The organism is Mobilisporobacter senegalensis (genome assembly GCF_003752155.1).
Taxonomy (GTDB): Bacteria; Bacillota; Clostridia; order Lachnospirales; family Lachnospiraceae; genus Mobilisporobacter; species Mobilisporobacter senegalensis.
The window spans coordinates 54,587-76,125 of sequence record NZ_RJVG01000001.1; the positions used below are offsets into that span (position 1 = coordinate 54,587).

Sequence of the window (21,539 nt, forward strand, 5' to 3'; positions counted from 1 at the left end):
CCTCTACTCAAAATCTATTATCTCTACTATTGGCTCTCCGGGTAAACTTTTTTTATAATTACCCCCATGCCATCCTTGTAAATGCTCATTTTTTGTTACTGGATAAATAACTTCACCCTCGTTAGATAAATGTGGATACTTAGAAGCACTATATGTATGATGTCCTTGAATAGGCTTACCATTATACTTGGGGACGTTACCTTGTAAAATGTCATTAAGCTGTTCTTGTGACCAATTTCTTGTTGGATTCTGCCCAGCTAATATACGTTCTCTTTCTTGATTCCAAAATTGTTTTACTATAAGCCCTGCAGATGTTTCTAATACATCAAGTCCTGTTGCAAGATTATGAACAAATTTACTATCACTGGTTTCCCTCATTTGTTCCGTAAGGGTATCTCTTCCGGCATATCTCATTGCCCATGCCGGATTCTCGTTCTGCATCGCATTATATGCTTTAGAATTATTATATATCGAGGTCAGACCATTTGCAACTGTCATAGTTGTGGCTATAACGGTTGCTATGGCTACAATGGCTCCTACTCCGGAAGCTATGGCAACCACTGCTCCTACTACTTCCAGTGTAACTAATGCTACTGTCACTATATCATCTATGATATATTTACCACCTTCATATTTATACCAGTCCTTTATATTCTCGATTCCATCGGTGACTGCCACTTCTATGGTATTCCCGATATCTTTCAGATATCTTCCTAATGCACTTGAATTACCGATTTCCGTACCTATATAGTTGAACCACTTTGTTACTATATTTTCTTTGATTCCATAGGTATTTTTAAAATCTCCTGACAGAGATTCAATTGCAACCTTTACATTATTATCGGCTGTGACACAATTATTCTTAAAAGTTTCAATATTAGATGCCAGAGTTTCAAAATCCTCTTGTTTCTGCCTTAACTGTACTAACTTATCTCTCATTAACTGGTCTGCCACGTCAATATTGCTTGTCCAGCTTCCACTGTATTCTTTTAGTTTTTTACATATCTTTTCTTCAATTGTTTCTCCATATTCTTCTAACAGTGCTGCAGCTTTTCTTGCATCTTTTGCTGCATCTTCCAGATCATGATAAGACACAACTAATGTACTCATCAACTACTCCCTCCTTAATATCTCATGTATATTGAGTCGTAATCTAAATATCAGTTTATATAAATGGATTGATATTAAGATACGGCTAATAATTACTTTACAATAACAGTGTGCACCTAATTCGTTTGTTAGTGTCAATAGAAAATTTGAATATTTAAAAACAAAAAACAGTCAGCAATGTACCATCTGCTGACTGTTTTTTTGATTATTACTATATAAGATCATTTTGGAAATGGATATCACTAATCCCCTTCCCTCCATCTTGTAATCTCTTCCTCTGTACCCAGCACATAATGTTCTCCTTCAACATGGTGCTTTGTTCCAAGGCGGTAATCTATGCCGGAAGTAGTATAATCATAACTGATCGCAATTCTGTCCTTTTCCACCTTAGGATTTGGATGAGGAATTGCAGAAAGTAAAGATTTTGTATATGGGTGAATGGGGTTATTAAATATTTCTTCTGTTGTGCCTGTCTCAACCAAATGGCCTAAATGGAGTACACCGATCCGGTCTGAAATATATTTAACCATGGACAGATCATGGGCAATGAACATAATGGCCGTACCGGTCTGTTTCTGAATCTCTTTCATTAAATTTACTACCTGTGCCTGAATAGATACATCTAAGGCACTGATGGCTTCATCTGCAATAATTAAATCCGGATTCATAATGAGTGCTCTGGCAATACCAATACGTTGCCTTTGACCTCCTGAGAATTGATGCGGATAGCGGTTTGCATGTTCTTTGGAGAGGCCAACCATATTAAGGATCTTATATACTTTCTCTTCCCGTTCTTTCTGGGAGGAATATAAATGATGAATATCAAGTCCCTGGGCTATAATATCCAATACTTTTTTACGTGGATTTAAGCAGGCCATTGGATCCTGAAAAATCATCTGCATTTTAACACGAAGATGTTTGGTCTGCTCTGATGTTAATCTTCCAGAGATTTTAACACCATTAAAATCTACTTCCCCTGCAGTTGGCTGATACAATCGGATAATGGAACGGCCGATGGTAGATTTACCACTTCCGGATTCTCCCACCAGACCATAAGTCTCTCCCGGGAAAACCTCGAAAGATACTCCATCCACAGCCTTTACCATAAATCTTTTATTGATCTTAAAGTATTGTTTTAAATCTTTTACTACTAAAAGAGGTTTCTTTCCTTCTTCCATCTACTCTACCTCCCCCAACATTCTATATATTCTATTCTTTAACTCCATTGGCATCTGAATATCTGGAGCATTCTCATGCAATAACCAGGTAGCGGCATAATGGGTATCTGTCACCTTAAATAAGGGAGGTTCCACCCGGTGATCAATATTTAAAGCATACTGGTTACGTTCTGCAAAAGCATCTCCTTCTATTTTATTCAACAGATTGGGAGGACTGCCTGGAATCGTATATAAAAGTTCATCATTGGTATCAAGATCCGGCATTGCAGAAAGAAGCCCCCAGGTATAAGGGTGCTTTGGATCATAGAAAATTTCATTGATAAGGCCTTTTTCTACGATCTTTCCGGCATACATGACCCCAACATAATCTGCAACTTTAGCAACCACTCCTAGATCATGAGTAATGTAGATAACTGAAATGTTTGTTTTTTCTTGAATTTCTTTGATCAGTTCCAATATCTTTGCCTGAATTGTAACATCCAGTGCGGTAGTCGGTTCGTCACAGATTAATATTTCCGGATCACAGGCCAGCGCTATGGCAATGACCACACGCTGCCTCATACCGCCCGACAGCTGATGGGGATAATTCTTCATACGTTTTTGGGGCTCTGTAATTCCTACCAATTCCAATAATTTAATTGCTTTTTCATGAGCCTCCTGCTTAGGCGTTTTAAAATGATACCTCATTCCTTCCATGATCTGATTTCCAATTGTCATGGTAGGATTCAAGGATGTCATCGGATCCTGAAATACCATAGCAATACGCTTCCCTTTAATCCGATGGCACATTTCTTTCTTGGACAGTTTTAACAGATCCTCATGTACCTCTTCCTCTCCCCTGTGGTACATGAAATCAATCGTTCCACTATTTATTCTTCCATTCCCACTAAGAATACCCATAATTGCTTTCACGGTAACTGACTTGCCAGAACCGGATTCCCCTACAATAGCTATGGTTTCTCCCTTATATAAGTCTAAATTCACACCACGGATGGCATTCACTTCTCCCGCAGAAGTCTGAAAAGATATGGATAAATCTTTGATTGATAATACTTTTTCTTTTTCCATATTTACCACCTACATTTCTTTCATCTTAGGGTCAAATGCATCACGAAGGCCATCTGCTAACATGTTAAAAGCCAGCATTACAATGGCTAATACAATAACCGGGAAGATAATCATATAAGGATGTGTGGTAAATGATTTAAATGCTTCGCTGATCAAAGAGCCAAGAGAGGCAAGAGGAGCCGGTACACCGAGCCCGATAAATGCTAAAAAAGCCTCTGTAAAAATTGCATTTGGAATTGAGAACATGGACATAATAATTAACTGACCAAAGATATTAGGAAGTATTTCTTTAAATATGACATAGAAATCTTTTGCACCTAATGTCTTGGAAGCCAGAATAAATTCCTGTTCTTTTAGTTTGAGTACCTGTGCACGGGCCACCCGGCTCATACCGATCCATCCTGTTGTAGCCAGGGCCAGTGTGATAGTGGTCAATCCCGGTTTTAATACTAAGATTAGTAAAGTAACGATAACCAAAGTAGGAATGCCATTTAATATCTCTGCAAAACGCTGCATAATATTATCCACCATACCTCCAAAATACCCGCTGATCAATCCATAACTCATACCAAAACACATATCTACAATAACAGCGACCAATGCAATATACAGAGAAATTCTTGTTCCTGTCCAGGTACGGGTAAAAATATCACGACCAAGCACGTCCGTGCCAAACCAATAATAGATATTCTCCAGACCTGTAGTTTTACTGGAATCTACATATTTGTTAACCTTTACTTTACCTGTAGAAGTATTCATATTTTCGGAACCGTTAAATATGCCGAATTTTTCTAATCCCGGTACTCTGGGAGCTAAATTCTGATGGGTAATAATCTGAGCATCATAGGTATGACCACTTAAATCCGGTCCTATCATAGCCATAATCCCAATCATTATAATAGCAATCAAACCTACAATTGCACCTTTATTTTTCAAAAATGTGGATAATACATCTTTCCAATAAGATTTTGCTGCATACACTTTGTCAATGTTTATATTATGATTCTCTGCCGGTTCAAAATCTTTCGGTTGGAATTCAAATACAGTATTCTCTGCCTCCTGAATTAAATTATTCATTCCCATCCCCCTTTGCTAATCGAATTCTTGGATCGATCACACCATATAAAATGTCAACTACCAGCATAATGCCAATATACAGGGCACTATAGATAAATGCCAGTGTAATGATAACATTATAATCATTAGCCTGAATTGCATTTACCAGGAGACTTCCGATACCCGGAATGGAGAAAATTTTCTCGATTACTAAGGAACCTGTCATTAGACCAACAACTAATGGAGCTAATACGGTAATAATAGGAATCAAGGCATTTCTTAACCCATGAACAAGAATTATCCGACCGCCGGAAAGACCTTTGCTTTCTGCAAGCAGCATATAATCAGAGCCTAATACTTCTAACATTTCTGTTCTTGTAAAGCGTGCTACTGTTGCAACTGTAAACATGCAAAGAGATATAGTCGGAAGAACAGAAGATTTGACAACTGCTTCCGGCTGATAGAGAAGTGGAAACCATTTCAACTGAAAACCTAAAGTGTAAGACAGGGCTAATGCAAATACATAAGATGGCAGACTCACACCAAGTACAGATATTACTGTGGTGATCGTATCATATATGGTATTATGCTTTAATGCGGCGATCAGGCCCAGAATCAATCCAATGAAAGTCCCAAGCAAAACTGCCTGGCCTCCAATACGGATTGAGATTGGAAGCCTTGTCTCAAGTAAAGTGGTAATTGCAGTGTTCTTGGAGATTGTATACGATACTCCAAAATCTCCTGTTAACATATTCTTTATATAATTAAAAAATCGGATTACAACCGGCTTATCAAGCCCATATTTGGCATTTAAAATAGCAACCTGAGCTTCATTTAACTTTTCATCGTTAAATGGAGAGCCTGGCATAAATTCCAGCATTAAAAATAGTATTAAAAGAATAGCCATTAAAGTGATAAAAGAAATTCCTATTCTTTTTAAGATATATTTCCTCAATTAATTCATTCCTTTCAGATAAAGCCAAGAAGTCCTAAGCTGAAATACACTTGGGACTTCTTTTTTAATATAGTAGTTGCTTTTGTTCTATCAGATGAGTCGTTAATTTTTTGTTGCGTTCTTAAAATATCTGTTAATAGCAACCGAGTGAAATTCAACACCTTGTACACTGGTTCTTTGCATGATAGCATTTCCTTTTTGGTAAACAGGAAGTATAACTGCATCATCCATAACTATCTTTTCTGCATCGATCAATGCCTGCCATCTTTTTTCCACATCAAGGGCTAAGTCGCCTTTCTTACAAGACTCTATAATAGCATCATAATCTTTATTAGACCAGAAACCGTAATTGTTAGGGCTGTCGGTTGTCCACATATCCAAATATGTCATTGGATCTGCATAGTCTGGACCCCAACGGGTTAATCCAAGTTCAAAATCACCCTCCTGCATTCTTTCAACACGATTTTTCTTAGGCATCTGTTCAATATTAATCGTAATGCCAGGTAATGTTGTCTGAATTTCCGCCTGTAAGAATTGGGCTACATTAATTGCTGATTCTGTATCTTCTACTATCATAGTATAAGTTAATTTATCCACACCAAGTTCTGCTTTAGCAGTTTCCCAGTATTCTAGAGCTTTTGCCTTGTCTGCCGTAAAATAATTACTGCCTGCTGCTTCACGATATTCTTTTCCGTCAGGACCTATTGCTAATAATGCCGGAACTGCAAAATATGCCGGAATAGAACCATCCTTTAAAATATTGGCAGTAACAGCTTCTTTATCAAATGCCAATGCAAGGGCCTTTCTTAAGTTTGCATTCTCTAAACCGGCAATCTTTTGATTCGGAGAAACATACCATAAATAACCTGCCATAATATTCTTAAATTCCGGATCAGCCTGGAACTGTTCCACTTGTTCACCGGAAAGAGTTACCAGATCAAGATCACCATTTTGATAAGCTAACATAGCCTGCTGGGAGTCCTTAATTACCTGATATTTAATACCTGATAATTTAACATTTGCAGCATCCCAATATGTTTCATTTTTAGCAAGAGTGATCGTAGTTGTTGCCGGTTCATAGCTTGTAATTACAAAAGCACCATTGGAAAGAAGTGTTTCTGGTGTAGTTGCATATTGATCTCCCGCTGTTTTATAGAATTCCTCATTTACTGGGTAGAACGTTGGGAATGCCATTAAAGATTCAAAGAATGGAACCGGAGTATCCAATTCTACTTTCAAGGTCTTTTCATCTACTGCTGTTACCCCTAATTCTTCAAGTGGTTTCTCTCCTGCTGCAATTGCATCTGCATTCTTGATGCCTGCAATCCCAATGATAAATGCGTATTCGCTTGCTACCGCCGGGTCAACCGCTCTCCTCCATGCAAATACAAAGTCATTGGCAGTGACTGGCGTCCCATTGGACCACTTTGCATCTTTTAAAGTAAATGTGTAATTTAGACCATCTTCACTCTTTTCTACCGTATCAACCATGGCTTCTACAGGATTGCCATCTGCATCTAATGCATATAACCCATCGGTAATAGCTGCAATAACTTCAAAAGAAGTACCATCTGTTGCAATCTGTGGATCCATGGATGCCACTTCCACGTCAATATGTACATTTAAATTACCATCTGTGGTGGTTCCCTCCACAGCCGTTTCTTCTGCAGTCGTTTCTGGAACTACCTCCGCCTCATCTTTCCCACTTTTTGATCCTCCACAAGCAGTCAAAGCACCAATCATAGAAATTATCAAGCCAAAGGTTAAAAGCTTTTTCATTGTCTTTCTCAAATGATTTCCCTCCTAATTATTTAAAGTCGTTTGCACAAAAAAATGGAGCAGGCTAAAGCTATAGGCTTTTAGCCGACTCCATCGTCTTGTTTTATGATGGATATCTTACTCTAATTTTATTATTCTGTCAAAGAATTATTACAGGTTGTCAATAGAATGTTATATTAGAAAAATTATCAACAGAATAGGTTAATTTTTTAAAGAAAAATAGGTTAATTGCAGAATTAACGTAAGCCTCCTATTTACTTCCATTTGGTTTCATTCCACATCTGATTAATTAATCAATTTTAAATATTAAAACGGAATCTTCCAAATTCTTAGCATCTGCTCTTAATCTTTCAGCTGCATGGTTTAAATCTTTCACTGCCTCTAACTGACTATCCACTGTAATTCCTAATTGTCCTGAGGCAGCGGCAGTTTCCTCTGAAGTTGCAGAAATACTTTCAATTGCTCCTAATGTGTCATTCTTTGAATCTTCTATTTTTACAAGCCCTGCGGATATTTTCTCAATACTCTTGGTTAAGCTCTCTACCTGACCGTTGATTTCGTTAAATACATTTATGGTATTTAGAAGTGCTTCTTCCTGAGATATTACAATATCTTCAGCTCTTTTCGCTGTTGTTGCCGTTTTCTTGGTTTGAGACTGGATATTTTGAATAATTTCTCCAATCTGATTTGCAGATGAAGCAGATTGTTCTGCCAGTTTCCGAATTTCATCTGCAACTACAGAGAATCCTCTTCCTGCTTCCCCTGCTCTTGCTGCTTCAATGGATGCATTTAAAGACAGTAGATTTGTTTGTTCTGCGATACTATTAATCGTTTCAACAATACTGCTTACAGATTTTGAATCGACTTCAAGGCGCTCAATATCTTCAATGACAATCTTTGTAACATTGGCTGTATCCTTTGATTTTAAATTTAATTCATCTACAATAACGATTCCAGATTCCACTACATTTTTTGTATTCTGTGCTATATGATCCATTGCATTTGTATTTTTATTTAGTTCTTCGATTTGATCTGCCAGTCCTTCCATCTGTATCAGACATTTTTCTGAGTCAGCAGCTTGTTGATTTAATCCTTGATCAATATCACTTACTGCAGATGAAATCTGTTTTGTCGCATTTAAGAAAAGCCCGGAATTATTGGATACGTCATAAGCGGAGGCTGACACTGTAGCGCTGACCCCTGCCATTTTAATAATTAACGTTTTCATGCTGACCATCATATTGGCAATGCTATTACTTAAAGCTAGAAATTCATCTTTTCTTCTTAATTTTACACTTACGGTCAGATCGCCTTCCGAAGCTTTTTCCAATACTCCATTCGTTTTATGAATTGCATTGCTGATTCCCGAAGACATAATGCTTCCTGTTATAATTGCAATCATGCTGGCAATAAGGACAATAATGACAGTTGCTGTCTTAACATCCTGTGCCTGTCTTGTTATCATATCTTTCGGTATCAATGAACATACAATGGCATTTCCATCCATTATTTTAGAATATATATATAAATAAGTATCCCCGTTATAATCTACATAGCTGCTTCCATTTTGCTTGTCACTTTTCAGGGAAGTTTGAAAGAATTCTCTGGATGCAAACTTAAAGCCTTTATCATACCCACCTTCTAATATTTCTCTATTGTCACTGGTTATGAAGCCAGAAATACAATCCTCTCCTAAATTAACATCTTTTAAAGCTTTTTTTACAAAATCCATTTTTACATCCAGCACAATATATCCAATTGGTTTATTTGAGGTGCTATAAAGCTTATTAAAAAAGGAAAGTCCATAATCCTCATTTTTTATATTTACCAATTCATCCAGAAAAGTATGGTATCCACCCCAGTAAGATTCATTTTCTGAATCAGCAATTATCTTTCCTTCTTTCGAATTCAAAAAATCGTTATATGTAGTTTTTGGCAAAGAACCATAGGAAGATATTCCATCTCCATATTCACTAAAAACATATACACTTTTAATAATCTGATCTCCTATCGTAGTTGAACTGGCTAACGACTGTGCCTCTTTAAAACCTGAAATTTCTTTCAGCGGATCTCCTTTATAATATCCTGAATAATATTTCTTTAATTCTTCATTGGCATTGATTTGAGTGGATTTGGATATTACTGATTGAAATGCAAGGCTATAATACTGACTTAACATATTAAGGCTGTTTTGACTGGCAGTTTCATAGCTGCTGATGATACCCCTGGAAGCTTTCGTATAGGATACTATCCCAAGCAATAGAATACAACCTACCGGTATGATAAATCCTCCAATAAGTTTAACCCGGATACTATTTAATTTAAAATGCAATTGTCCTGTCTTGACCTGATTTCCCTTTTTAGGTAATATAGCTGATAGTTTTTTCGAAAATCTTAACCCTTTTTTCCAACGGAATCTCTTCATTTGTTTTCCCCTCCAATTAACATAGCGATTCATTTCTACTATTCATTAATTGTAGGAAAAAACATGGTACTTTTTAACGGATTATTTTTACCCACATAGGTATTATTTTTACTTTTTCCCACTATTTAACTAAAATTTCTCATTTTAGTTAAAAATAGAAGCTGTACTCAATGTTCCAATGTGCTAATTATTTTTTGTTACCCTCAACAATTCATGTACAAATAATCCACTTTCATTGATCCAAGGACTATGACCCGAATGCTCAAACCAGATGATTTCTTTTTCTGGAGCAGTCAGTATTTTAAAATATTCTTCCACCAACGATGCCGGAGCATTTATATCATATCTTCCCAAGAAAAAATATACCGGTATATCTATTTTCGTATGACCCTTTCGCAGGTCGGTTTCATAAAGTTGAGGATATACATGGTTAAATGTATTGATAATCCCTCGTAAATAGTTGATTTTATCCATGATTCCATATTCCTCTGAAAGTAAATCCCGGAAGGTATTGTAGCCATTATTGTGGATTTCCGGGTTTCCTCCCATCAAATTACTTAGATACTGAAGGTATTCTGCGCTTTTCCATGTAACATCCCTGCCATAATACGGCGGCTTCCCATTAGCAATTAACTTTGCTGCCTTTTTCATATCTCCCTTCTCTTCTGCAAGTTCAAGTGCTTTTTGATAATCTATGATTTCTGTTTCTAAAAATGCTACCATCTGCCCTGTACCAATCAATGCATGATATAATTCGGGATTTTTTTCTGCTAAAAATATACCCAGAGCGCTGCCCCAGGACTCTCCCACAAGATATATTTTATCTTGATGAAAGTTTTTACATAAATATTTCGTAAGTGCATATCCATCTTCAATATATGTAGCAACTGTAATAGACTTCGTGTTCACTGCTCCATATGATTTTGCCGAACCTGGCTGATCCCAGTTCACAACTACAAAATACTTTTCTAATTCCGAAAGGTCATGCCTTACTGCTGCCATTTGGGAACCACCTGGTCCTCCTGACAGAAACAAGAGTACGGGATTGTTTTTATTGTTTCCCCGTATACTGATCCACTCCTTACGGCTGTTTAATTCTACCTGTCTAAGTTCAGATATGCTGTCTGGTATTATTTCTCCTTTTTCATCTTTAATACCGGGAGTGGAAGCGCTTATCTGGGTAAACCAGATCAATACAATACACATAATGAATGTTATTATGCACGTAACTGCATTCTTTTTTAATCGTAATGTAATTCCATGACTTTCCTCATGCTTCATGTGCTTTATAGTAAAAATACTGCCATTGATTACAAGTCCCATAAGACAAATGCTTAACATTAATAATATAACTGCAAAAATCATTACTTTAATCATATCTTCAATCTCCTTATTTTTTGACCACTGTTCAACATTTTTAATATAACAGAATTTTGAACAGTGGTCAACAATAAATTTATATGTTATAATATATAGCAAGGTGGTGCATAACATGGATAAAAAGGAACTCATATTAAATGCAATGGAAAATCTTTTGCGGGAAGGTAAGGCTGGTACAGCTTCCGTCAGCGATATAGCGAAAAAAGCAGGAATAGCCAAGGGAGGGATGTATTATTATTTCCACTCCAAGGAAGAAGTACTGGATGCATTGGTGGAAAGGCAATATGGCAGCATTATAGAATCTTGCCGGATACTCATTGAACAAAGCAGTCTGGATGCAATTTCAAAATTTGCATTATTACTAAAAAGCTACACGGCTTCATTTATAGACGCTTCCCTGGACGAATATCTGCATAAACAACAAAACGCTGCAATCCATCAGAAATCTCTTTCCAAAATATTGACTGCTTTGACTCCAGTCGTATCTGGAATTATTGAAGACGGTATACAAGAAGGTTCTTTTACATGCGGATATCCCCAGGAATATGCGGAAATCATTATGTCTGTATTTACCTTTTTACTTGATCCCGGCATTTTCGGATGGCAGCCAGAGCAGATCATAAGAAAGCTGCAGGCACTTGCTTCATTGTTAGAGAAAGGGCTCAGTGTGGCAGAAGGCAGTTTTGCTTTTCTCTGGAAAGTCCAAACAGATTAAGTAGCAAAAAGCCGATATGCGTCACCAGCATATCGGCTTTTATTATTGAAAGTCATTTATTAACTTATTATTCTTCACAAGCTAAAACGGCTAATTGAAGACATCCCATAATTCCCTGATTATCATTTAAACCAGCCGGAACAATGTAAGTATCCAGATCATCCAGTTCTTTTGTCTGAATATAACCATTCAGCATTTCTTTTACTTTCTCACGTATCAGCGGAAATAAGTGTAGTTGATGCATAACACCTCCGCCAAGAATAATTCTCTTAGGGGATATTGTAAGTATATATGTCATTAGAGCCTGGGCGATATAAAATGCCTCCATCTCCCATACAGCTTCTTCATCTGTTAATTCTTTCCCAGATTTCCCCCATCTTGCCTCAATGGCAGGACCAGCTGCAACACCTTCGAAACAGCATCCATGATATGGGCATTTTCCCTCATAATTGTCTTCCGGGTGTTTTGCAAGAAGAATATGTCCTGCTTCCGGGTGAAGCATATTATGCAATAATTTTCCGTCTGAATATACCCCAACCCCAACTCCGGTGCCAATCGTAATATAGATTCCTGAATCAAGTCCTTTTAAAACTCCCCAGGTAGCCTCTCCAAGACAAGATCCATTTACATCAGTATCAAATCCTACCGGTATATGCAGTGCATCTTCAAAAGCACCTACAATATTATAATTTCTCCAGGCAATCTTTGGTGTTGATGTAATATATCCATATGTTGGTGATTTCTTATCTAGATCAATTGGTCCAAAACATCCGATACCTAATGCATCAATCTCTTTTTCTTTAAAATATTGAATTAATTTTGGCATAGTGATCTGTGGAGTTTCTGTTGGAATAGAGATCTGTTCAAATATTTTTCCTGTTTCATCTCCAATGGCACAAACCATCTTCGTTCCGCCTGCTTCTAATGCACCTAATCTCATAGTAGTTTCAACCTTCCTTATCCTAAAATTATATATTAATTTTATTTTAACTGAGAACCGGTAAATTATCAATACAGTCCATTAAATTTCCGAAGATTCGCCATATAAATATAAAGATTCACACTATGATTAATGAATTTTATTGACACCCATGTCAGCATATGTTATTCTTTTACTGACAGAGGTGTCAATAAAAAAGAAAGAGAGATAATTATGCCGATACAACTCTATGATAAAGATGAAATTTTAAATTCCTGTCTAAAGATTTTTGCCCATCATGGTTATGAGAAAACCTCAACATCTATGCTGGCACAGGCAGCAGGTATCTCCAGAACATTAATCTTTCATCATTTTAAAAATAAAAAAGAATTATATCTGGAGATACTGGATCACTGTATGAAAAAAGCAATGGATGAAATGGATGCAAGATCTCTTGCTGATGAATCTGATTTTTTTGAAGCCAGAGAGAAATTCAGCCATTTAAAATTCAATTTTGGTAAGAATAACCCTGAAGTATACATGATCGTAAAAGATATCTTATACCATATACCGGAAGAGTTAAAAGCCGAATTTTTAGAAAAATATGGTGACCTCCAAAAAAAGATAACCCTATTCTGGGAGAAATTATTTGAAAAGGTTCCTTTAAAGGAAGGATTAGATCGAAAGCAGGCTTTTGACCTTGTTCAGCTTACTTTAGAATATTTTGATAATAAATATTTCACAGAATCCATTGATGGAAATCTGATTGATGATGAATATTATAAACAATTTATTATAGAAAGAAATAAATACCTGGATATGATACGATATGGAATTCAGGCTTAAGAGGTGGATTGTATGAGCAATATGGTTAAAAAATTTCAGGATATAACTCCCGAATTGGAAATCTATGCCGGTGGAAAAGGTTGTATGCTCTCACAGATGTATCAGACCGGCCTCCCGGTTCCGCCTGGGTTTGTGATCTTTCCTTCTGCTTTTTGTGAAGGAAATTTAGATAAGGATGCCTGGAAAGATATCAAAATATATATTGATGAATTAAAAAGAGGCTATAAAGGTGCAAAATTCGCAGTACGTTCTTCTGCCCTCAGCGAAGATTCAGCTGCTGCTTCTTTTGCAGGAGAATTTGAAACTGTTTTAAATGTACAGGAAGAAAAAGAAATCCTGGAGGCTATTGATACTGTAATCGAATCCGGTAAATCAGAACGTGTAAAAGTATATAGTGAATACCAAGGGATGGAACATGCTCACCAATTAGCCATCGTTGTCCAATTAATGATCCCATCTCAGATCTCAGGCGTACTTTTCACAGTAGATCCTATTACCGGCAGCCGAAGAAGTATGTCAGGGAACTATGTTCATGGTCTTGGAGAACAACTAGTCTCTGGTGAGGCAAATGCACTTAGTTTCAAATTAATACGACCAAAAGGAAAATATGAAGGGCCCGATGAATTTAAAAAGTATAGCAAGAAATTATTCCAATATGGAATGAAGTTAGAAAGAAGTTCTATGATTCCCCAGGATATTGAATGGGCTGTATCAGATGGAAGATTGTATTTACTCCAGGCAAGACCAATTACAACTTTAACACCTGGCAATTTAGATAAATATGATATAAATGATTCCTTAACAGGTGACGATTTATGGGTAAATACTAATGTTGGTGAGGCGATTCCAGATGTAATTACCCCTTATACATGGAGTATCATCCGTAATTTAGATGAAAAAATGACTTTTAGCAAAGATTATTATGTCTGGTCAGGAAATATCTGTGGGCGGATTTATTCCAATTATAATCGCAGAATTTCCGCTTATACCTTACTTGGTCTTCCTGTGAAGTCCGCACTTAAGATATCAGGTACTTTTTTTGGTAATCTTCCAAAGGAGATAGAATTTCCAATCTATCCTTATACAAAAACAGATTTATTTAAAGAGATCCTTCCTAAAGTGCTTAAATTCAGTAAAAATGTCAGGAAAGCTTCTAAGACAGCATTCAAAGACATTGAAAACAATCCTGTACAATGCCTAAGAATACAAAACTTGATTCATAAATGTTCTTCCAAAGAAGAATTAATAAGCTTGTGGGAAACAGAACTCAAACCATATAGCGACAAAATATTATGGTTACATGGTTTAGGTGGCAGCAAAGGTATCGTCACAATGAATGTAAAAAAGAAATTATTGAAATTTGTAACAGAAGAGGATGCTAATACTCTGCTCTCTAATCTGCGGGGAACTTCAGAACTAGCAAGTCTTGGTCCCGTTACAGGTATTAGCAAAATAATGAAAGGTGAAATGTCAAAAGAAGAATATTTCTCAAAATATGGTCATCGGGGACCTCATGAATTTGAGCTATCCATTCCACATCCGGCAGAAGATCCAAGTTGGATAGACCGCCAGATAGAAGAATTCATAAAATCAGAAACAGATGTGGACGGTCTTTTAAAAAGGCAGCATCTCCAATACGAAGATGCATTATTAAGCTTTAAGGAACGCTACCCTAAAAAGACAGGATGGCTTAAAAGGCAGTTAGCTAAAGTATCAGAAGCTGCAAGGACAAGAGAATCTGCCCGCTCAGAGTGGACCAGAGTATACCGTCTTAATCGTACATTTGCTTTAAAGGTTGGCGAAATAACCGAAATAGGGGATGATGTTTTTTATCTGTATATAGATGAAGTCTTGTCCTTACTTGCAGGTGATGCTACTTCCCTTCCATATATTCCAATCAGGAAAGAAAATCATGAAAAATATAAAAAACTTCCTTCTTTTCCAACAGTAATCCGGGGGCGTTTTGATCCATTTACCTGGTCAAAAGAATCAAATCGAAGACTTGACTATTATGATGCTTCCAAACCCATTACAGTTTCCTCCAATACGGAAAGCCTGACTGGCTTTGCCGGTGCTGCCGGGCGTGTAGAAGGTACTGTACGCATTCTTAACGTTCCGGAAGAAGGGCATACATTGCTTCCAGGCGAAATTCTTGTAGCAACAACTACGAATGTGGGATGGACACCACTCTTTCCCAAAGCTGCTGCAATTATTACAGATGTAGGTGCACCACTTTCCCATGCAGCCATTGTAGCCAGGGAACTGGGGATACCAGCCGTTGTAGGCTGTGGCAATGCAACTGCAAGATTAAAAACAGGGGATAGAGTTGTAGTAGATGGAGGACAGGGAACGGTTCACTTACTCCCATAATATAGAATATATAAAAATAGTACTGGTATTCATCCGACTTTAAATCTATTGTCACCCATTGCATAAAATATTCTCCCCCACTATATTTGAAGTGGGGGAGAATGTTATTTTCCTAATAAGATTTTCACATCTTTCTCTAAATCTTCTAATCTATTTTCTGCCTCTTTCATAGAATCTTTGCAAGTAGACAGGTATATTTTAATCTTTGGTTCCGTTCCAGAAGGTCTGATTATTACTTTCGATTTATCATCCAGATTAAATTCTAATACATTGGATTTTGGTAAGAGAATTGTTTCTTTCTTTCCATCTATTGTCTTTATGGATGTTTTATAATCACTTACTCCTATTACTTTATTTTCACCAATATTCACAGGCGGATTTTCTCTTAAATTTTTCATGATTGCTTCCATCTCATCCATTCCTCTGGCCCCTTCAAAAGCAAAGTCGAGTAAATGGTTCTGATAATATCCACAACAATCATATAATTCATTTAACTTATCCACCAATGTGATTCCTTTTTCAAGATAATAAGATGCCATTTCAATAATCAGCATACTTGCATCTACAGCATCTTTATCTCTTACATAGCCGCCGCTAAGATAGCCATAGCTTTCCTCAAATCCAAAGAGATATCTCTCTTCTTCCTTCTTAGCTTCCAAAAGTCCAATCTGCTCTCCTATAAATTTAAATCCGGTAAGAGTGTTAATAATCTCTATTCCATACTCTTTTGCAACTTCACTTGCCATATCTGTTGTAACAATTGTTTTTACTGCAATCGGGTTCTTTGGCATAGTGTGATTGGAAGTACGAATCTGAGCAATATAATCTAGTAACAAGACTCCTACTTCATTGCCTGTTAATAATTGATATTCCCCATCCCTATTCTTAACTGCAATACCAACACGGTCACAGTCCGGATCTGTAGCAAGTAATATATCTCCATTCACTTTCTTACATAACTTAAGCCCTAATTCCAAAGCTTCTTTTTTCTCCGGATTAGGGTATGGACAAGTGGGGAAATTACCATCCGGGGCTTCCTGTTCCGGAACAACAGTTATGTTGTGAACCCCTATTTCTTTCAAAATACGAAGTACACACATTCTACCGGCACCATTTAATGGTGTATATACAACATTTAAATTGGACTTTACCGGATTTAATGACTGTGATTTAACTGCCCCAATAAATGCATCCACAACATCCTGTTTGATATATTCAATCAGACCATTTCCAATCCCTGCTTCCAATTCAAGTACCCTGACATCCTCAAATGCATCTACTTTATTAATCTCTTCCAAGACCCGGCCAGCCATCTCTAATGTAATCTGGCAGCCATCACTTCCATATACCTTATACCCATTATATTTTGCCGGATTATGGCTTGCCGTAACACAGATACCTGCATCACACCCAAGATGTCTTACGGCAAATGACAGGGCAGGAGTTGGCATCAGTTCAGGGTATATATATACTTTAATTCCATTGGCAGCCAAAACTGCCGCTGCATTCTTAGCAAACAGCTCCGACTTAATACGGCTGTCATAAGCAATTGCAACACTTGCCCTGTCTTTGCCTTTCAGATAATTAGCCAGACCTTGTGTTGCTTTACGTACAGTATAGATATTCATCCGGTTGCTTCCGGCTCCTATGACTCCCCGAAGTCCTCCTGTTCCAAATTCCAACTCACGATAGAATCTGTCAAAGATTCCTTCAGCATCTCCTTTTATATCCTTTAATTCATTTACTAAATCTTTATCTTCCTTTGCTTTTGTCGTCCATAATTCATATAAGTTTGTAACGTTCATAAGCAATCTCCTTATGTAAATATTCTATTAGCTGAGTTTCCTCCTGTTTTCTAATCATTTAGCCGTATATTTTTATCTATCCAGTGCTTTTAGATATTCTTCGGCAATAATACCATGTCCAAGGGAATTAGGATGAACCCCATCCTCAGCTAACTGTTTACAATTATACCTCGTGGCTACTGCTTTTGCAAATATTCCATCTAGTGGAAGATAATAGTCTGCATATTCCTTTCCAAGTTCTCTGACTGCCTGGATCTTGGGGTCTAAATCTTCCCTCCATGCTGCCCGGTCTGGTAAAGAGTTTAATACATATGGTTCAATTATCATTATCTTACAATCTGGCATATCCGATTTAATTTTCTCTAGAAGCTTTCTGTAGTTTTCTTTAAACTGCTTGGTACTGGTAGGATCATTGCTGTCATATCTTCTCCAGGTATCATTGATTCCAATAAGAATGGAGATAAAATCAGGATTGATTTCTTTAAAATCTGTATTATAACGATCTAACAAATCTATGACACGGTTCCCTGATATCCCCTTATTGATAAATATTACTCCATTATCAGGAAATAACAGGTTATACATTTTAGCGACAACCCCAGGATAGCCTTCTGATAAAGAAGTTATATCATCCCTGTCTCGGCCGCAATCCGTAATACTGTCTCCTTGAAATAAAACAACTTGACCATTCTTAAATACCTCTTTCATACTAACCTCCATACATTCTTATTCCTTACTAAACACCGGAAACAGGTGCCAAGTCTTTATAAATTAACTCTTTCTTAATGTAATTCCAGGACTCACTAAGATACCCATTCTCATTAATTGGTATTCATAACTCCAGGATGTCCCGGCTGTTCTCCATGCATTAGGCCCACACCAGTGTTCTGTATGATTGCAGTTATGAATAGTTCCAAAGGTATTAATTCGATTTCCAAAAGCTGTGATGACAATTTTATGATTCCCTTTTGTAACATTTCCTAAGTGTAGCCTATAAGGAGAGAATGCTATATGTCCCTTATCTTCTCCGTCCAATGAAACCTTAATTACAGGACATCTGAAATTTGGTATACTAATCGTTAATTCACCTTCTTGCGTAGTAATAGGTATCTCATATGATATATTACCTCCATAGAAAGGCAGCCCCTGTGAAATGATATCTCCAAAGGTAATTTTATGGTTTGACTCTTTAATCTTAGATGTACTTCCTGCTACTTCAACCGAAAAGTCTCCTAATAGATACATGTATTCTATATTCAACTTGGAATAATATGGATAGGTTACTTCTAATACATTTTCCCCTTGTGCGAGGTCTGGAAGCTTTATTGTTTCTATATCCCTATCAGTATACCATCCGGTAATATTAATTGGAACTACTTTTTCATTAAGTATTATCTTAGCCTTTTTAGCATTCTCCAATGCTAAATCAGGATTTTTTATAGTACATTCTGAATTAATCCTAAACCTTAAAGATAATTGATGGTGAATTTCCTCTACATTAGTATCTAACCAAGGCTGGGCAAAAGCCTCTGTCCTTAATGGGAAACCAAGTCTTTCGCGGAATAAGTTATCAATTCTTAAGATTTCTTCTCTTGGTTTCCATTCCCCACTATCAAAACGATATTCTGCCATATCAAGAAGTAAAACATTTGGCTCTGATAAGAATACAGATAATTTTGCTGGATACAGTATTTCTATTTCTTTGCCAGTTGACTCTGTATAATTTACATGTTCATCACCTTCATGAATATTATATTGATCCACTTCTGCAGATTTTAAGTAATATAGCAACGAATCATGATCATAAACCATTGCTTTTAAATATGTCCTACCATTTTTATGAAAATACTCTGCTATGCCAATTTCTCCTGTCATTGCATCGTATTTTACTGGATTCCATATTCCTTCAACCCAGATACTTAATTCTTCCTTGGTTGGGATATCTGGATTTTTTGGTCTTTCTGAATGGGATAGGAACAGCCATTTACCATCTCCATCTTCTCTCACCTGGTAGAGAAGATTATCAGTACGATTTCCTTCCTGATTTCGAACATCGATCAGCCTATAAGGAAGAAGGGCATTTAATATCTCATTTTCATTAAAACCTATATGAGTATTTTGATTTATTAAAACTTCACACTCATTTGATACAATTCCATCTATATAGTTTGGAGTGGTACCGGTAAATATAATTTTACCGCCTCTTTTCCTGAATTCGTTCAAGCGTTCTACTGTAGTCCTCCGAAGAGTAACACAATTGGGTACGAGGATGACATCGTATTTCATAGCTCCAACCTGAAATCCCGGATTCTCTGAATCCCATGATTCCATTCCATGAAGCTCTGGAAGTAAAGCTTCACTGATAAAATCGAAATCCATCAATCCATACAGCAACCATTTCACCAGCTGATTAAAATTATAATCCATCTCCTTTCGGATACCATCTGTATTTTCTTTCGTACCCCAATATAACCAGTATGATTCAATCGGATGTATCACTCCTACTTTAACTTCTGCTTTTCCTCTGGTAAGGGCAGTATTTAATCTCGCAAAATAATTCTCTATATAAGAATATTCTTTATACCAAGGTGACTGGTAACCAATTGATGCAGGATAATCTCTTTTGGCTTCTCCAGCCATGGAAGTCCATGTTAAATGATGTACACGGACTGTGATTCCAAGTGCCGCCTGCCAATCACCTGCTAGCTTATGACCTCTAAAATCAAAATCCCAATTAGTAACGCCGTATATTTCACTAAGAACTCCTGGACAATTATATTGGTGAGCCGCACTGCTTGCCTGTTTTGCAGTCGTTAATTCCCTACGGTCACAGAGCATATCAATTCCAGGAATTCCAAAGGAGCGATAAGAGCGCATTGCCTCCCCAAGTGCAGAAGTCTGGGAATACAAGGTAGGTTCCTGCATCATATGTCCGACTAAAAGTAGATTATGCTCTTTGCACCATTTACCTATGGTATCTACGAAAGCACTTACAAAACGTTCACATGTATGATCATGATAACGATATCTGTAAACAGACAATTGATTATCTGGTAACTCCCAGAAAATTTCTGGTAAATGAGCTAAGAAACTATCGCCATACGTTTCTTTAAAAGTAACATCGAAATCATCTGTATATGGAATAGTCAATGTATCTTTATCATTTGCAAAGCCCAACATTGTTTTCGTGGACAACTGGGGTTCATCTGTAAAGATGGCTGGAATCGAGTCCCCAAAATATTCTCCCAGTGACTTAGCATAAGTTTCATGTGTCACCTCGATAAAACGCTCTATTGCTTTCTTATCCAGGGTATTTACATATGACTGATTATTAAACCACGCACTGTCTCCTGATATCTCAAGATAAGCATACCACTCTTCATATCCATTTATTGTTTCATCTTTCTCTATGTATTTATAATCTTTTAGAAAACCTTCGTCCAGTAAAATCGCATATTTTCCTAAGAACTTTCGTTTCCCACTTCTTACAGCTTTTGCAGATGCTTCTAAGGCAACCTTATCAATATCTTCTTTTTCTGATAATTTTACAGGTGAAAATACAAGAAATCTCATTCGATACTTATCATCTTTCGTTACAATGCCGCCACCAAAGCCGGATGGCCAGCGATCCTCATCATATAACCAGGTTAACATATTATATTCACTGGCCTTTTCATGAGTATACTTTACCATATCCATAAATTCTTCACTTAAATATGGAAGGTTCATACCTGTCCTGCAATGGATATGTGCCCCTCCCATACCCATTTCCTTTAATTCTGGCAGGGTACGGTTAATATGTTCTTTGGTCATCCGTGTATTCCATGACCAAAAAGGGGTCCCTCTATATTCTTTTGTTGGATTTTTAAATAGTTTATCTTCAAGATAATTTTCCTTATTCTTTGGATACAGCATATATCTATCCCTCCTTAA

At 36.9% G+C, this 21,539-nt stretch carries 15 protein-coding genes; 3 read left to right on the forward strand and 12 right to left on the reverse strand.

Annotated features, from left to right (window positions below; genetic code table 11):
- Positions 1–3 precede the first annotated feature (3 nt).
- The 8 genes from EDD66_RS00230 to EDD66_RS00265 all read right to left on the reverse strand — a co-directional run bounded on the left by EDD66_RS00230 (position 4) and on the right by EDD66_RS00265 (position 10,948).
- A complete protein-coding gene (locus EDD66_RS00230) occupies positions 4–1,110 on the reverse strand; it encodes a hypothetical protein (protein ID WP_123607536.1) in 1,107 nt (368 codons plus the stop codon).
- 242 nt (positions 1,111–1,352) lie between these two features.
- Positions 1,353–2,288, reverse strand: a complete 936-nt coding sequence (locus tag EDD66_RS00235; protein ID WP_123607537.1) for an ABC transporter ATP-binding protein — start codon at positions 2,286–2,288, stop codon at positions 1,353–1,355.
- Positions 2,289–3,356: an ABC transporter ATP-binding protein gene (locus EDD66_RS00240; protein WP_123607538.1), complete on the reverse strand. Its 1,068-nt coding sequence runs from the start codon at positions 3,354–3,356 to the stop codon at positions 2,289–2,291. It lies immediately after the preceding gene.
- Between the two features lie 9 nt (positions 3,357–3,365).
- Positions 3,366–4,433 (reverse strand): oligopeptide ABC transporter permease, encoded by a 1,068-nt coding sequence (opp3C, locus tag EDD66_RS00245; protein ID WP_123607539.1) that lies wholly within the window; start codon positions 4,431–4,433, stop codon positions 3,366–3,368.
- Positions 4,426–5,367, reverse strand: coding sequence for an ABC transporter permease (locus EDD66_RS00250; protein WP_123607540.1), 942 nt, complete (start codon positions 5,365–5,367; stop codon positions 4,426–4,428). Before EDD66_RS00250 ends, opp3C begins: the two co-directional genes overlap by 8 nt.
- Before the next feature lie 102 nt (positions 5,368–5,469).
- Positions 5,470–7,158, reverse strand: coding sequence for a peptide ABC transporter substrate-binding protein (locus tag EDD66_RS00255; RefSeq protein WP_170164194.1), 1,689 nt, complete (start codon positions 7,156–7,158; stop codon positions 5,470–5,472).
- 277 nt (positions 7,159–7,435) lie between these two features.
- A complete protein-coding gene (locus EDD66_RS00260; protein ID WP_170164195.1) occupies positions 7,436–9,571 on the reverse strand; it encodes a methyl-accepting chemotaxis protein in 2,136 nt (711 codons plus the stop codon).
- Between the two features lie 183 nt (positions 9,572–9,754).
- On the reverse strand, positions 9,755–10,948 hold the full coding sequence (locus EDD66_RS00265; RefSeq protein WP_207667731.1) for an alpha/beta fold hydrolase: 1,194 nt from the start codon (positions 10,946–10,948) through the stop codon (positions 9,755–9,757).
- A gap of 115 nt (positions 10,949–11,063) precedes the next feature.
- On the opposite strand from EDD66_RS00265, the gene EDD66_RS00270 reads away from it, so the two are divergent.
- Positions 11,064–11,666, forward strand: a complete 603-nt coding sequence (locus EDD66_RS00270; RefSeq protein ID WP_123607542.1) for a TetR/AcrR family transcriptional regulator — start codon at positions 11,064–11,066, stop codon at positions 11,664–11,666.
- Positions 11,667–11,733: 67 nt separating this feature from the next.
- On the opposite strand, the gene EDD66_RS00275 is transcribed toward EDD66_RS00270, so the two are convergent.
- The gene (locus EDD66_RS00275; protein WP_123607543.1) at positions 11,734–12,606 is read right to left on the reverse strand and encodes an ROK family protein; all 873 of its coding nucleotides are present in this window, start codon (positions 12,604–12,606) and stop codon (positions 11,734–11,736) included.
- A gap of 213 nt (positions 12,607–12,819) precedes the next feature.
- On the opposite strand from EDD66_RS00275, the gene EDD66_RS00280 reads away from it, so the two are divergent.
- Both EDD66_RS00280 and EDD66_RS00285 read left to right on the forward strand, forming a co-directional pair.
- Positions 12,820–13,431 carry a TetR/AcrR family transcriptional regulator gene (locus tag EDD66_RS00280; RefSeq protein WP_170164196.1) on the forward strand — a complete coding sequence of 204 codons (612 nt, stop codon included), beginning with the start codon at positions 12,820–12,822 and terminating at the stop codon, positions 13,429–13,431.
- Positions 13,432–13,443: 12 nt separating this feature from the next.
- A complete protein-coding gene (locus EDD66_RS00285; RefSeq protein ID WP_123607545.1) occupies positions 13,444–15,801 on the forward strand; it encodes a PEP/pyruvate-binding domain-containing protein in 2,358 nt (785 codons plus the stop codon).
- A 104-nt stretch (positions 15,802–15,905) separates the two neighbouring features.
- Here EDD66_RS00285 and EDD66_RS00290 read toward each other — a convergent pair whose 3' ends face one another.
- The 3 genes from EDD66_RS00290 to EDD66_RS00300 form a co-directional block, all read right to left on the reverse strand.
- On the reverse strand, positions 15,906–17,606 hold the full coding sequence (locus tag EDD66_RS00290; protein ID WP_123607546.1) for a phospho-sugar mutase: 1,701 nt from the start codon (positions 17,604–17,606) through the stop codon (positions 15,906–15,908).
- Positions 17,607–17,678: 72 nt separating this feature from the next.
- A complete protein-coding gene (locus tag EDD66_RS00295; RefSeq protein ID WP_123607547.1) occupies positions 17,679–18,314 on the reverse strand; it encodes an SGNH/GDSL hydrolase family protein in 636 nt (211 codons plus the stop codon).
- A gap of 63 nt (positions 18,315–18,377) precedes the next feature.
- Positions 18,378–21,521: a type 1 glutamine amidotransferase family protein gene (locus EDD66_RS00300; RefSeq protein WP_123607548.1), complete on the reverse strand. Its 3,144-nt coding sequence runs from the start codon at positions 21,519–21,521 to the stop codon at positions 18,378–18,380.
- Between the last annotated feature and the right edge of the window lie 18 nt (positions 21,522–21,539).